This is a genomic window from Paraburkholderia franconis, from assembly GCF_009362735.1.
In the GTDB taxonomy this organism is placed as follows: domain Bacteria; phylum Pseudomonadota; class Gammaproteobacteria; order Burkholderiales; family Burkholderiaceae; genus Paraburkholderia; species Paraburkholderia franconis.
The window spans coordinates 25,018-37,577 of record NZ_WHNP01000065.1 but is presented as its reverse complement, the minus strand read 5'-3'; the positions used below and the strand labels follow the sequence as shown (position 1 = coordinate 37,577).

Below are 12,560 nucleotides of genomic sequence, written 5' to 3'. Positions count from 1 at the left end.
ATGTGCCGATCGACAACAATTGGCTGGAAAATCAGATTCGTCCATGGGCCCTGGGAAGGACGAACTGGCTCTTCGCGGGCTCTTTGCGTGCGGGGCAACGCGCAGCCGCAATCATGAGCCTGATTCGATCAGCGCAGCTCAACGGCCATGATCCATACGTCTACCTCAAAGACGTACTGAACCGCTTGCCCACGCATCGCGCCGACGATATCGCTCAGCTACTGCCTCATCGCTGGGCGCCGATCACCGCCTGATCGCCGGCGCGCACTCCCCGGGGTGTCATTGCCGGGCGCTTACGCAAAAAAAGCCGACACCTCATGTGAGGTGCCAGCCTTAAAAACCCACGGCGTCGTTCGCGTGCAGTGAGTCACCCTCGGAAACTCTCTCCTCTAGCCCAGCTTTCGCGATTCGCGGCGCGAAAGCACCATTTTTGCTGCGTTCTGACCCGGCGCAGACTGTAAGTTGTTGATTTGCTGTGGCCGGGGACGCAGTCAATGGCGAGAATTGCTTGTAGTGAAGACCTTGGTCCTTGGCAGCGCCGCGGCGAGTTCCTAAACTGGGGCGCATGTTCCTCAAGCGCACCCAACGGATCAAGGACGGCAAGACGCACCACTACTGGAGTGTGGTGGAGAACCGGCGTTTATTGAATGGCAAGGTAGTGCAACGTCAAGTCCTGTACCTGGGCGAGATCAACGATAGTCAGCAACTTGCCTGGCGCAAGACGATCGAGGTCTTCGACGAAGGCACCAAACGTCAGATCGCACTGTTTGCTGAAGGGACGCTGCCGGTGGACGACGCCAAGGTGGTCGGCGTGCGGTTAAGCGAGATGCAATTGAAGCGCCCGCGGCAATGGGGTGCGTGCTGGCTGTCGTGTGTGCTGTGGCAGCAGTTGGAGATGGACGAATTTTGGTCGGCGCGCCTGCCGGCCTCCCGCAAAGGCACCCGCTGGCTGCAGGTGCTGCAAACCTTAGTCGCGTATCGACTGATCGATCCCGGCTCGGAATGGCGCCTGCACCGGCACTGGTTCACATCGAGCGCGATGGCCGATCTCCTGGAGGCCGACTTTGCGCTGGCCGAGAAGGATACGCTGTATCGCTGTCTGGATAAGTTGCTGCCCCACAAGGACGCCTTGATGCTGTTTCTGAAGCAGCGTTGGGGCGAACTGTTTGGCGCCTCTTTCGACGTGCTGCTGTACGATTTGACCAGCACCTACTTCGAGAGCGACACGCCGAGAGAAGCGCCGGACAAGCGTCAATACGGCTACAGCCGCGACAAACGCGGTGACTGCCGACAGGTCGTGATCGGCCTGATCGTCACGCCGGAAGGCTTTCCCTTGAGCTACGAAGTGCTGGCCGGTAACGCCGCCGACTGCACCACACTGTCGGATCTGCTCAAGCGCATCGAATCGCGATACGGCAAAGCGAATCGAATCTGGGTGATGGACCGCGGTATTCCGACGGAAGAGACGCTAGCGCAAATGCGTGAGATGGGCGCCTCTTATCTGGTTGGTACACCCAAGGGACGCTTGAGCAAGCTGGAGCAGTCCTTCCTGTCAGCGTCGTGGGAACAGGTGCGAGACGGCGTGCAAGTCAAGCGCCTGCCCCAGGAAAGCGAGACCTATGTGCTTGCCGTTAGTGAGCAGCGCATCGGCAAGGAGCGTGGCATGCGCCAGCGCCGTCTGAAGCGCTATGTGCAACGGCTCAAGCAGTTGCAGGAGCAAAGCCTCACGCGCGATCACCTGCTGATGAAGGTGGGGGCCGCCAAACAGGACGCTGGGCGAGCCGCCGGACTGATCAAACTGAGGTTGCCACAAAGCCACGAGGTCGTGACGGCGGACACCTTTCGCTTTGAGCTGGATCGCATCAAATTGCGCGAGGTGCGGCGTCGGGAAGGACGATATCTGCTGCGCACCAACCTATCAGGTCACGATCCGGCGCAGCTCTGGACTTTCTATACGCAGCTCACTGAAGTCGAGCAGGCGTTCAAGGAACTTAAGCACGACTTATCAATTCGGCCAATCTACCATTCCAAGGAAGAGCGTATCGAAGCCCATATCTTCGTCGCCTTCCTGGCGTACTGTCTGCAGGTCACGCTCAAATATCAGCTCAAACGCGCAGCCCCGGGCCTGACGCCTCGCGCAGCACTGGACACATTCAAGACCATGCAGATGGTCGACGTTCATTTGCCAACCACGGACGGACGTCACCTGATCCTCTCGCGCTACACGCAGCCGGAACCGGAACACCGCCTCCTGCTCGACCATCTGCGTCTCAAACTGCCCGCGCAGCCACCGCCGAAAATCACGGCCCGGCCATCCGCCGTCCCTGCCCCCGAAACCTACCCTCTGTAGTGAAGACCTTTGCACCTCGTGTCATTGAAAATCAATGACTTAGACTGAGCCGATGGCGCGAATCGCGAAAGTTGGGCTAGTTCAATTCACTTACAGAAGACTGAGCGAACTACTTGGCGACAGGCATGGTGAATTCGGCACCCTTACCGATGCTGTCAGGCCACCGTTGCATCACGCTCTTATAACGAGTGTAGAAACGAATGCCTTCTTCGCCGTACGCATGGTGGTCACCGAACAGAGACCTCTTCCAGCCACCGAACGAGTGCCAGGCCATCGGGACCGGAATCGGAACATTCACGCCGACCATCCCAACCTTGATTTGACGCGTAAATGCTCGAGCAACACCTCCATCCGACGTGTAAAGAGCGACACCGTTTCCAAACTCGTGCGCATTGATGAGCTCGACAGCGCTAGCGAAGTCTGGTACCCGCACTACAGCAAGGACGGGGCCGAAAATCTCTTCCCTGTAGATTTTCATGTCCGCTTGCACATCATCGAATAGCGTTCCACCGATGAAAAATCCGTTCTCTGCTGCCACCGGATGAGCACGTCCGTCGACAATGAGCTTCGCCCCTTCGGCTTCGCCCGAATCGATGTAACTGGCAACCTTCGCCTTGTGCTCGGCCGTAACGAGGGGACCCATTTCCGCATCGAGGTTCTCGCCATTCTTGATGACCAGCGATTTGACACGAGGAATCAACTTCTCGATAAGCTTGTCACCCGTGTTGCCAACGGCAACAGCCACCGAGATTGCCATGCAGCGCTCCCCCGCCGAACCGTAGGCCGCGCCGATTAGGGCGTCGACTGCTTGGTCCAAGTCGGCATCCGGCATCACAACGAGGTGATTCTTGGCGCCGCCGAGAGCTTGGACGCGCTTGCCGCGCTTCGATGCTTCCGTATGGATGTATTCGGCAATGGGCGTGGAGCCGACAAATGAGATTGCGGATACTTCAGGATGCTCGATGAGCGCGTCGACCGCGACCTTGTCGCCATTGACCACGTTAAACACGCCATCGGGCAAACCTGCTTCCTTGAGCAACTCCGCGAGACGCAGCGAAGCCGAGGGGTCGCGCTCCGACGGTTTCAAAATGAAAGTGTTGCCGCAAGCAAGTGCCACCGGGAACATCCACATCGGGACCATCACCGGGAAGTTAAATGGTGTGATGCCTGCCACGACACCCAGCGGTTGGCGTAGATTCCAGTTGTCGATGCCGCCACCAATCTGGTCTGTGAAATCCGTCTTGAGCAGATTGGGAATGCCACACGCAAATTCGACAACTTCGATACCGCGAATGACTTCCCCTTGAGCGTCTGTGAAGACCTTACCGTGCTCGCGCGTGATGAGCATCGCGAGTTCATCGTGGTGCTTGTTGAGCAGTTCCTTGAATTTGAAGAGAATACGGGCACGCTTGAGCGGTGCCATCTCGCTCCAGCTCGGGAAAGCTGCGTTCGCTGCTTGCACCGCGCGGTCGACCTCCTCGACCGTGGCGAGCGCAACTGCTGCAGTTTTATCGCCAGTCGCTGGGTTGAACACATCCTTGAATCGGTTGCTCGACGGTATAACCAATTGACCATTGATGAAATGGCTGACCTGCTTCACCGACAAATTCGCTTTCTCGCTTGCTACGTTCATTTCACGACTCCGGATACATGCTCAGCCGGCCGGCTTGAGCGATTGAGGTCAGGCCACTTCGCGCAATGCGTCGCGCACCGTTGAGAAAATCTGGTCAATCTGCCGTTCGTCCACGATGAGCGGCGGCGAGAAGGCCAGGATGTCGCCTGTATAACGAACCAGAACACCCGCCTCGAAACATTTGAGGAACACGTCATATGCGCGCGCGCCGACGGCACCGGGACGCGATTCGAGTTCGATGCCTGCAACCAGACCCAGATTGCGAATGTCCTTGACATGCGGCGAGCCCCGGAGCTCATGTGCCGCGTCCTCGAAGACTCCAGACAGCTCTTTCGCGTGTTCGAACAGTCGGTCACGCTTGTAGATGTCCAGTGTCGCTACCGCTGAAGCTGCCGCCGCAGGGTGCGCCGTATAGGTGTAGCCGTGGAAGAACTCGATGGCGTTCTCGGCACCGGCATTGACCACTGTGTCATGCACGACTCGGCTGGCTGCGACGGCGCCCATCGGGATTGCCGCGTTGTTTATTGCCTTCGCCATCGTGATGATGTCCGGCACGACGTTGAAGTATTCGCTTGCGGTGGGCGCGCCAAGACGACCGAATGCAGTAATCACTTCATCAAAAATCAGCAGGATGCCATGCTTCGTGCACAGTTCGCGCAGGCTTTCGAGGTAGCCCTTCGGAGGCACCAGCACACCCGTGGAACCAGCGAGCGGTTCGACGATGACAGCGGCGATTGTCGAGGCATCGTGCAACGCGACGAGTCGCTCGAGTTCATCGGCGAGATGGGCGCCCCACGTCGGCTGGCCTCGTGTGAACGCAGCTTCAACAAGGTTATGCGTATGCGGGAGGTGGTCCACGTGCGGCATCAGGTTGCCGGAGAACGCTTTGCGGTTCGGTAGGATGCCGCCGACAGAAATACCGCCGAAGCCGACGCCGTGATAGCCGCGCTCGCGACCAATAAAGCGAGTGCGTTGTCCTTCGCCGCGAGCGCGATGGTAGGCTAGTGCCATCTTCAACGCCGTGTCGACAGACTCAGAGCCCGAATTGGTAAAGAAGATGCGGTCGAGACCTGCCGGCATGAAGTCGGCAACCTTGGTGGCAGCTTCGAATGCCAGCGGATGGCCCATCTGAAATGTCGGCGCATAGTCCATCGTCTCGAGTTGCTGGCGCACCGCCTCGGTAATTTCGGAGCGACCATGGCCTGCGTTTACACACCAGAGACCTGCCGTCGCATCGAGCACGGCACGGTCGTCCGTAGTCGTGTAGTGCATGCCTTTCGCGGACTTGAACAGTCGGGGAGCCGCCTTGAATTGACGGTTCGCCGTGAAGGGCATCCAGAAATTCGACAGATTCAGATTGGTTTGATTCGAGCTCATGTGTTGACTCCGTGAATGTTGAGTCAACTTTAATAAGTTCGGCGGCTACAATCACTGGACAGCCTGCAACCAGCAGTCAGACCGTATTGATTTTCTTCTCCGAACTGTATTGGAAATGTTCAAGCTGAACCTGACACGCTCTCGCAAGAACGAAGGCACGCTGGTCGACCAAATTGTGTCGGCAATCGAGCAGGAACTGAGGCAGGGAACGTACCCAGCTGGTACGACATTGCCCTCTGTTCGAGGCTTTGCGAAAGCGCACAACCTCAGCACATATACCGTATCCGAGGCCTATCAACGGCTCGTTTCGCTCGGGCTCGTGGTAGCTCGTGCGGGAGCTGGCTATCGCGTCGCGACCCCTGCAGCGAGAGTCCCGACCGCGCCCATATTCAGCACGCCGAGCTTAAATAAGACTTGGCTTCTCTCCGACGTCTTCGCCGACAAAACGGTCCCTATCAAAGCTGGATGCGGCTGGATACCAAACGACTGGATAAACGAGAGCGGCGTGCAGCACGCACTGAGAGTCGTCAGTCGAGTACCGAGCTCGCGAATCGGCGGGTATGGGCATCCGTACGGCCTTATGACTTTGCGCGAGCATGTGGCGAACTCACTTCGCAGATATTCCCTTTCCGTTGGCAGCGAAAACGTGTTGCTTACACAGGGAGTGACGCAAGCGTTGGACCTTGTAGTTCGTACGCTGCTCAGACCTGGCGATAACGTTGTTGTCGAAGACCCGTGCTACTGCAATCTGCTTGAAATTCTCAAAGTAGCGTTCGTGAACGTCGTCAGCGTTGCGCGCACGCCGGATGGCATCGACACAGCGCAGCTCGAAGAGGTCGTGAAGACGTACCGTCCGAAGGTCATGTTCATCAACACAGTGCTTCAGAACCCTTCCGGTACGTCGCTCAGCGCTTCATCGGCGTTCCGACTATTGCAGATTGCGGACCGGGAAGGCATGTACGTAGTGGAGGACGACATCTCCCGAGAACTGGCGCCTCCAGGCGCGCCGTGTTTAGCTGCAATGGAGGGACTTCAGCGCGTTATCTATCTCTCAGGGTTTTCGAAGACCATTACACCGGCGATGCGCGTCGGCTATATCGCCGCGAAGCGCGAATTGCTGTCACGTTTTGCCCTCACGAAGATGGCAGTCGGCCTGACATCATCCGAAGTCACAGAACGCGCCGTAGCAAACGTACTCATTGAAGGCCACTATGACCGGCATACTGCGCACATACGTGAGCGACTGTTCAACGCTCACGTTAATGTGACCCAGTCGATGTCCGAGGCCGGCCTGGAAATTTTTCACACGCCGAACGCAGGGCTCTTTTTGTGGGCGAAGCTGCCCATCCGCCCCGAAGATAGCATTGCCGTGACAAACGATGCCTTGAGCAAGGGAATCTGGTTGGCGCCTGGCTCATACTTTCGGCCAAGCGAACACGCTTCGGAATGGTTCAGGTTTAACGCTGCAACGTCCGATGCACCGGAACTGTGGACCTTTCTTCGCAAATTGAAAGACAACCACACGTGAAGAGCGAAACGGCGGCACGGAGGTCTCGGTGCCGCCTATGAGCTATCAAGAAACCGCCATGGTTTCGGTCATATTCTGACGCATGTAGTCCAGAAACCGCTTCTGGAACAACATCGTGTGCTCATGCGCCAGCTTCTCCGCCATATCGGCATCCTTGCGCGCAATCGCCTCAATGAGGTCGGCGTGGTCCCGACCTAATTTGGTAGCAGTCGGCGAAGTGACGGTGAAATCGAAGTGAAGGTGCGAAAGCCGTTGCCCTTCACCGAGAAGACGTTCGTAATAGCCGACGAAGTAGGGATTGTTCGCTGCGTGTGCGATAGCGACGTGCAACGCCTTGTTCGTCTCGGTCATCTCCTGATAGTCGCCGCTTTCGACCGCCTGCATGTACTGGTCATCCGCCTTGCGAATACGCTGGAGGTCTGCCTCCGTGCGATGCAAAGCCGCTAAGCGGGTTACTGCCCGTTGGATGAGGTCGAGAGCGGAGATGTACTTCGGAAACTCTTCAATCTCGAACGGGGTAACCAGCGTCGTCCTGTTCGGGAGAATGGTGACCAATCCCTCGCTGATAAGCCGAGCGAGCGCGTCTCGGACGGGTGAGCGCGACAGACCAAATTGGGCGGCTAGCGACACCTCATCAAGCGGCGCGCCAGGCTTGAGTTGGAGCGTCAGAATCTGCTTGCGCAGTTCCTCATAGATGTATCGTCCGCCGTGGCGGCGGCCACTGGCTTCTGTCTCCGTTGTCGCTTTGCTCATGGTTCCACCGCGGTCTTCGTGAGCCCGGAAGGACGGGCGCGCGTTCAAGTTTATCATTGTGCGCGCTCCGCCCTCAGGGTGCCGGAAAACCGGAGCCCCACGTGTCGCTCAGCATGAATCCGGCAGACAGTGGGTCATCGGGGTCAACCCCAATTTGCTGGATTCCATAGAGCCACGCTCGCCCTTGGATACGCGGAAGAATCGCAGCGCGGCCGCCCACTTCTGTTTTCCCGAGCAGTTCGACATTGAGCTCGCCGCCGATTGTAGACCGAGACTTCAGTTTGCTACCGATGTCGGCCAAACCTCTTGCCGCCAGCGTCGCGAGATTGGCGGAACTGCCGGTACCACACGGCGACCTGTCGACACGGCCTGGCGGCAGCGTAGTGCAGGTCTGATAAAGCGCGTCGCTCAGGCGGTTGCGGAACATCACATACGCAACCTCGTTGATTTCCGGGAAGAGCGGGTGCTGAATCTTAATTTGTGCGTTGATAACGCCCTTGAATGCAACGCCGAGTTCGGCGAGCTTACGAGCGTTTTCTGGCGCTATCTTCAGTCCGACCTGTTCAACGTCGATGAGCGCGTAATAGACACCGCCGAAGGCAATGTCTGCCCGGATTCTGCCGAACTTTGGGGTCTCAAAGCTGAAGTCGAGTTGCTCGACGAACGACGGCACCATGTCGAGTGAAACGCCGGTACATCGACCGTCCTGGCACGTCGCCCGTGCGGTGACCAAGCCCGCCGGTGTGTCGAGGACCACGGTTGTCTCGGGCTCCTGCATTTCGACCATGCCCAGTTCGAGCAACGCTGTGACCACGCAGATTGCATTGCTGCCCGACATGGGATGGGCCTTATCCGCTTGCAGGACGATGAACCCGGCGTGCGCCTCCGGACGCGTCGGCGGCAGCAATAGATTGACCGACATCTGAAGGCAACCGCGCGGCTCGAGCACAACCAGTCGGCGAAGGCTATCGTCGACCTCGTTGATGTGGTTCATCTTGTCGAGCATCGTCGCACCCGGGATTCCCAAAACTCCCCCGGTGATGACCTTGCCGATTTCGCCTTCGCAATGAACGTCGGCAATTTGCAGTGTCTTTTTCCAGCGCATGATGGACCCGCCTTACTTGATGTACCAGCCCCAAGGCTTATCGCTGTCGTACCGCGTGATTTGCTTGGTTTCCAGATAGTTGTTCAAGCCCCACTCGCCGAGCTCTCGACCGATTCCGCTCTGCTTGTACCCACCCCATGGAGCTTCGGTGAACGTCGGTTGCGAACAGTTAATCCATACGATACCCGCGCGCAGCGCACGTGCGACTCGTTCACAACGCTCGCTGTCGCGCGACATGACGGCGGCAGCAAGGCCGAATCGGGAATCATTCGCCGAGCGCACTGCTTCGTCCTCGTCGTCGAAAGGACGGATGCAAACGACCGGGCCGAAAATTTCCTCGTTCCAGACCCAGCTATCAGCCGGCACATCTGCAAAAACAACTGGCTCCATGAAGAACCCTTTGTCGAGATGTGATGGTCGGCCACCACCGACCACGAGCCGCGCGCCTCCGCTCACACCGCGTTCGACGGCCCCGAGCACCTTGTCGTACTGCCCTTTGCTGACAAGGGGGCCAAGAAGCACATTTTCCTGCAACCCGTTGCCGACGGTGATTTTCTGCGTTTCTTCTTTCAGGCGTCCAATAAGCCGCTCGTAGATGCCACGCTGCACGAGAACCCGGGACGTCGCAGAGCAGACCTCGCCCTGGTTCCAGAAAATGCCGAACATAATCCACTCGACGGCTGCATCGATGTCGCTGTCGTCGAAAACGATGAACGGCGACTTCCCGCCCAGCTCCAGACTAATATTCTTGATGTCGCGTGCTGCGGCCTGCATGATGCGGCAACCCGTCGGCACACTGCCAGTGAAAGCGAGCTTGTCGATGCCTGGATGTTCGCTCAAAGGCGCGCCAGCGTCCTCGCCGAGTCCTGTCACTACGTTCAGGACGCCTGGAGGAAGGTCGGCTTCGGCTGCGATGTCGGCTAGCTCGAGGGCGGTAAGAGGCGTCAGCTCCGATGGCTTGAGCACCATCGTACAGCCGGCAGCCAGAGCGGGCGCAACCTTCCACGCCGCCATCAACATCGGGAAATTCCACGGGATGATGGCACCGGCTACGCCGACCGGTTCCTTGCGGGCCACCGAGCTAAAGCGGTCATCAGAAAGCGTGATGGATGTTTCGGCGCTCACGTCGAGCTCTTCGGCCAGCCCCGCGTAATACTCGAAGCAGCCAGCGGCGTCCCCAAGGTCCCAAAGCGCTTCGGGCAATGGCTTACCGTTGTCACGAACTTCGATTTCGCCAAGTTCCTGGATTCGGTCGCGAATGCCCTTTCCAATTCTTCGAAGTACGGCCGCACGGTCCGCCCCGCTCATTCGCGGCCATGGACCCTCATCGAATGCTCTGCGGGCAGCCTTGACGGCGAGGTCGACGTCTTCTGCGGTCGCGGAGGCGACTTTCGCAATCACCTGCTCGGTGCTAGGGTCGACAGTTTCGAAGGTTGCCTTCTTGACAGGCGTCACCCATCGACCGTCGATGAAAAGTTGCTCGTATGATTTCATAATAAGTCTCGTCAGGAAAAGCGATACGCGCTGAAAGGCGTGATGTCCTGCTTCGTCGGGCGACCGGCCACCATGTCAGCAATCAGCCGACCTGTGGTCGCGCCGAGCGTCAGACCGAGTTGCCCGTGACCGAACGCCATAAAGACGTTCCTAAGCCGGCGAGAACGGTCGATGATGGGCTTTGTGTCGGGCAGGAACGGACGATAGCCAACGCCGTATTCCACGTCGGCCGTTTTAAGGTCTGGTAAAACCCGTTTGGCTTTCTCAAGGATGATGTCTGCTCGCTTGAAGTTCGGTTTCGCGCCTTTCCCTGCGAATTCGATGGTGCCGCCAATCTGCAGGCCCCGAGTCATAGGTGTAAAGCAGAAGCCGCCATCTGCATAAATGGTCGAATGACGAAATTCCACGCCTGGATTTCTAACAACAGCCTGGTAGCCAGCGATGCCTGCGAGAGGCACGCTTACCCCCAGCGCGCTGAAGAACTGCTGCGCGCCCGTACCTGCGGCAACAACAACATGCTGTGCCGCAACGCGCTCGCCGTTCGCAAGGTCGACGCCTACCGCGCGGCCCTGCGATTCGACAATGCGACTGGCCTGCGTCTGGATTCGCCGCCCCCCTTGGGCAATGAAGCTGCTCGTGAGCGCTGCGATGAAGCCTTCCGTGTCGCTGACAGCGCGCCAGTCGGGGAACATCAGGCCGTGGGCAAACTTGCCAGCAAGCGCCGGCTCAAGGTCACCGATTTCCTTCGCGTTCAGACGCTGTGATTTGAAGCCAAGCGACTCGCGCAACTCCAGATGTGGCTGCTCGTGCGTAAGCCCGCTCGGGTTGTCGAAGACTTCGAGGATAGGGCATTCGCCCATGAGGGCTTTGTCATCGCACGCGTCGAGTAACGGAGCATAGTCTGCATAGACGTCATGCGTCAGCGTCGCCATCGACTGAGCGATGTCGACAATCTTCGAATGCCTAGCGCACATCAGGAACCGGATGAACCAGGGAACGATTCCTGGAAGAGCGCTCGGGCGAAGCGCGAGTGGACCTGTCTGGTCCATCAGCCAGCCCGGGATTTTCATGAGAATCCCAGGCTTGGATAGCGGGATGATTTCGCTCACCGCCATCTGGCCGCAACTCCACTTCGCCGTACTATTTCCCGGCGCCTCCGGGTCGATGAGCGTGACGTCGTAGCCACTGCGCTGAAGATAGAGCGCGCAGCACACGCCCACGATGCCGCCGCCTATCACGACGGCAGATTCCCGGGTGGAGGCGAGCGGGTCACGCGAAAGATTTTCGCGGGGAACGGCGTTCAATTCGCGTACTCCTGCAGGCTGAAGCCATGAGCATATGGCTGAGAGTTGTCGACGTAGTATTCTGACCGTCCCGTAATCCAGGCGCGTCCTTCGACGCTCGGCAAAACTGCGTCCAACCCGCTGTTGAGTCTTGTTGTTGATTCCACTCGACCAGTGAAACAGCTGCCAATCAGGCTCTGGTGTCGGAATACCTGTCGCTCCGTGAGTAGCCCGCGCGCATACCGCTGCGCGACTCGAGCGGACGTGCCGGTGCCACACGGTGAGCGGTCAATCAGGCTGTCACCTGCAATAACCACTGCACGAGCGTCAGCATCATTGGAAAAAGGGGCGCCCGTCCACATGACGTGTTTCACGCCGCGGATGTCTGGGTTGTCGGGATGAGCGACATCGATTGTCGAGTTCACGGCGGTTTGCATCTGGCGACCCCATTCCAGCAACTGCTCAGGCGAGAAGTGCTCACATCCCGGAAAGTTCGGTTGCACCTCCACGATAGGATAGAAATTGCCGCCATATGCGAGGTCGACTGCAAGACGTCCGAAGTAAGGATGCTCGATTTCAATGTCGCGATGAAGCAGAAAGCTCGGAACGTTCGTGAATCGAACCGACGCGACTCGGTCGCCATCCATCAAGTACCTGGCGTGCAGCGTGCCAGCCGGGACGTCGACGACGACGGTACCGGCCGACTTCGGTTGAATCAGACCAGCTTCGAGCGCGAACGAAATGGAGCCTATTGACGCGTGCCCGCACATCGGCAGGCAGCCAGATGTTTCGATGAAGACTAGACTCATGTCCGCATCTTCAGATAACGGCGGATACAAAATCGTTCCGGACATGTGCGAGTGTCCTCGCGGTTCCAGCATTAGCGCGCGTCGAATCCAGTCATGGTCACCCACAAAGGCTCTGCGGCGCTCGTCCATTGTCGCGCCGACAAGCTCTGGGGCGCCGGCAATCACCATGCGCACGGGCATGCCTTCCGTATGCCCTTCGATACTCGTAAAGCTGTGCTTGCTCATCTG

10 protein-coding genes are annotated in these 12,560 nt (G+C 58.4%); 3 read left to right on the top strand and 7 right to left on the bottom strand.

What is annotated here, in order from left to right; genetic code table 11:
- On the top strand, positions 1 to 254 hold a 254-nt coding region (locus GCT13_RS37750), incomplete at its 5' end, for a transposase domain-containing protein (protein ID WP_152767065.1).
- 311 nt (positions 255 to 565) lie between these two features.
- Positions 566 to 2,350, top strand: a complete 1,785-nt coding sequence (locus GCT13_RS37745) for an IS1634 family transposase (RefSeq protein ID WP_152767064.1) — start codon at positions 566 to 568, stop codon at positions 2,348 to 2,350.
- A 109-nt stretch (positions 2,351 to 2,459) separates the two neighbouring features.
- Here GCT13_RS37745 and GCT13_RS37740 read toward each other — a convergent pair whose 3' ends face one another.
- The gene (locus GCT13_RS37740; protein WP_152767063.1) at positions 2,460 to 3,983 is read right to left on the bottom strand and encodes a CoA-acylating methylmalonate-semialdehyde dehydrogenase; all 1,524 of its coding nucleotides are present in this window, start codon (positions 3,981 to 3,983) and stop codon (positions 2,460 to 2,462) included.
- A gap of 48 nt (positions 3,984 to 4,031) precedes the next feature.
- Positions 4,032 to 5,360, bottom strand: a complete 1,329-nt coding sequence (locus GCT13_RS37735) for an aspartate aminotransferase family protein (protein ID WP_152767062.1) — start codon at positions 5,358 to 5,360, stop codon at positions 4,032 to 4,034.
- 115 nt (positions 5,361 to 5,475) lie between these two features.
- On the opposite strand from GCT13_RS37735, the gene GCT13_RS37730 reads away from it, so the two are divergent.
- The gene (locus GCT13_RS37730; protein ID WP_152767061.1) at positions 5,476 to 6,888 is read left to right on the top strand and encodes an aminotransferase-like domain-containing protein; all 1,413 of its coding nucleotides are present in this window, start codon (positions 5,476 to 5,478) and stop codon (positions 6,886 to 6,888) included.
- Positions 6,889 to 6,933: 45 nt separating this feature from the next.
- Here GCT13_RS37730 and GCT13_RS37725 read toward each other — a convergent pair whose 3' ends face one another.
- The 5 genes from GCT13_RS37725 to GCT13_RS37705 all read right to left on the bottom strand — a co-directional run bounded on the left by GCT13_RS37725 (position 6,934) and on the right by GCT13_RS37705 (position 12,557).
- Positions 6,934 to 7,641 (bottom strand): GntR family transcriptional regulator, encoded by a 708-nt coding sequence (locus tag GCT13_RS37725; RefSeq protein WP_152767060.1) that lies wholly within the window; start codon positions 7,639 to 7,641, stop codon positions 6,934 to 6,936.
- 73 nt (positions 7,642 to 7,714) lie between these two features.
- Complete coding sequence (locus tag GCT13_RS37720) at positions 7,715 to 8,746, bottom strand: proline racemase family protein (protein WP_152767059.1); 1,032 nt, start codon at positions 8,744 to 8,746, stop codon at positions 7,715 to 7,717.
- A gap of 12 nt (positions 8,747 to 8,758) precedes the next feature.
- A complete protein-coding gene (locus GCT13_RS37715) occupies positions 8,759 to 10,240 on the bottom strand; it encodes an aldehyde dehydrogenase family protein (protein ID WP_152767058.1) in 1,482 nt (493 codons plus the stop codon).
- Between the two features lie 11 nt (positions 10,241 to 10,251).
- Positions 10,252 to 11,544: an NAD(P)/FAD-dependent oxidoreductase gene (locus tag GCT13_RS37710; protein WP_152767057.1), complete on the bottom strand. Its 1,293-nt coding sequence runs from the start codon at positions 11,542 to 11,544 to the stop codon at positions 10,252 to 10,254.
- Positions 11,541 to 12,557: a 4-hydroxyproline epimerase gene (locus GCT13_RS37705; RefSeq protein ID WP_152767056.1), complete on the bottom strand. Its 1,017-nt coding sequence runs from the start codon at positions 12,555 to 12,557 to the stop codon at positions 11,541 to 11,543. Before GCT13_RS37705 ends, GCT13_RS37710 begins: the two co-directional genes overlap by 4 nt.
- Between the last annotated feature and the right edge of the window lie 3 nt (positions 12,558 to 12,560).

Excerpts from the sequence above, each read along its gene's own strand:
- GCT13_RS37745 (WP_152767064.1), top strand. The coding sequence starts at position 566 with ATGTTCCTCAAGCGCACCCAACGGATCAAGGACGGCAAGACGCACCAC.
- GCT13_RS37740 (WP_152767063.1), bottom strand. The coding sequence starts at position 3,983 with ATGAACGTAGCAAGCGAGAAAGCGAATTTGTCGGTGAAGCAGGTCAGC.
- GCT13_RS37735 (WP_152767062.1), bottom strand. The coding sequence starts at position 5,360 with ATGAGCTCGAATCAAACCAATCTGAATCTGTCGAATTTCTGGATGCCC.
- GCT13_RS37730 (WP_152767061.1), top strand. The coding sequence starts at position 5,476 with ATGTTCAAGCTGAACCTGACACGCTCTCGCAAGAACGAAGGCACGCTG.
- GCT13_RS37725 (WP_152767060.1), bottom strand. The coding sequence starts at position 7,641 with ATGAGCAAAGCGACAACGGAGACAGAAGCCAGTGGCCGCCGCCACGGC.
- GCT13_RS37720 (WP_152767059.1), bottom strand. The coding sequence starts at position 8,746 with ATGCGCTGGAAAAAGACACTGCAAATTGCCGACGTTCATTGCGAAGGC.
- GCT13_RS37715 (WP_152767058.1), bottom strand. The coding sequence starts at position 10,240 with ATGAAATCATACGAGCAACTTTTCATCGACGGTCGATGGGTGACGCCT.
- GCT13_RS37705 (WP_152767056.1), bottom strand. The coding sequence starts at position 12,557 with ATGAGCAAGCACAGCTTTACGAGTATCGAAGGGCATACGGAAGGCATG.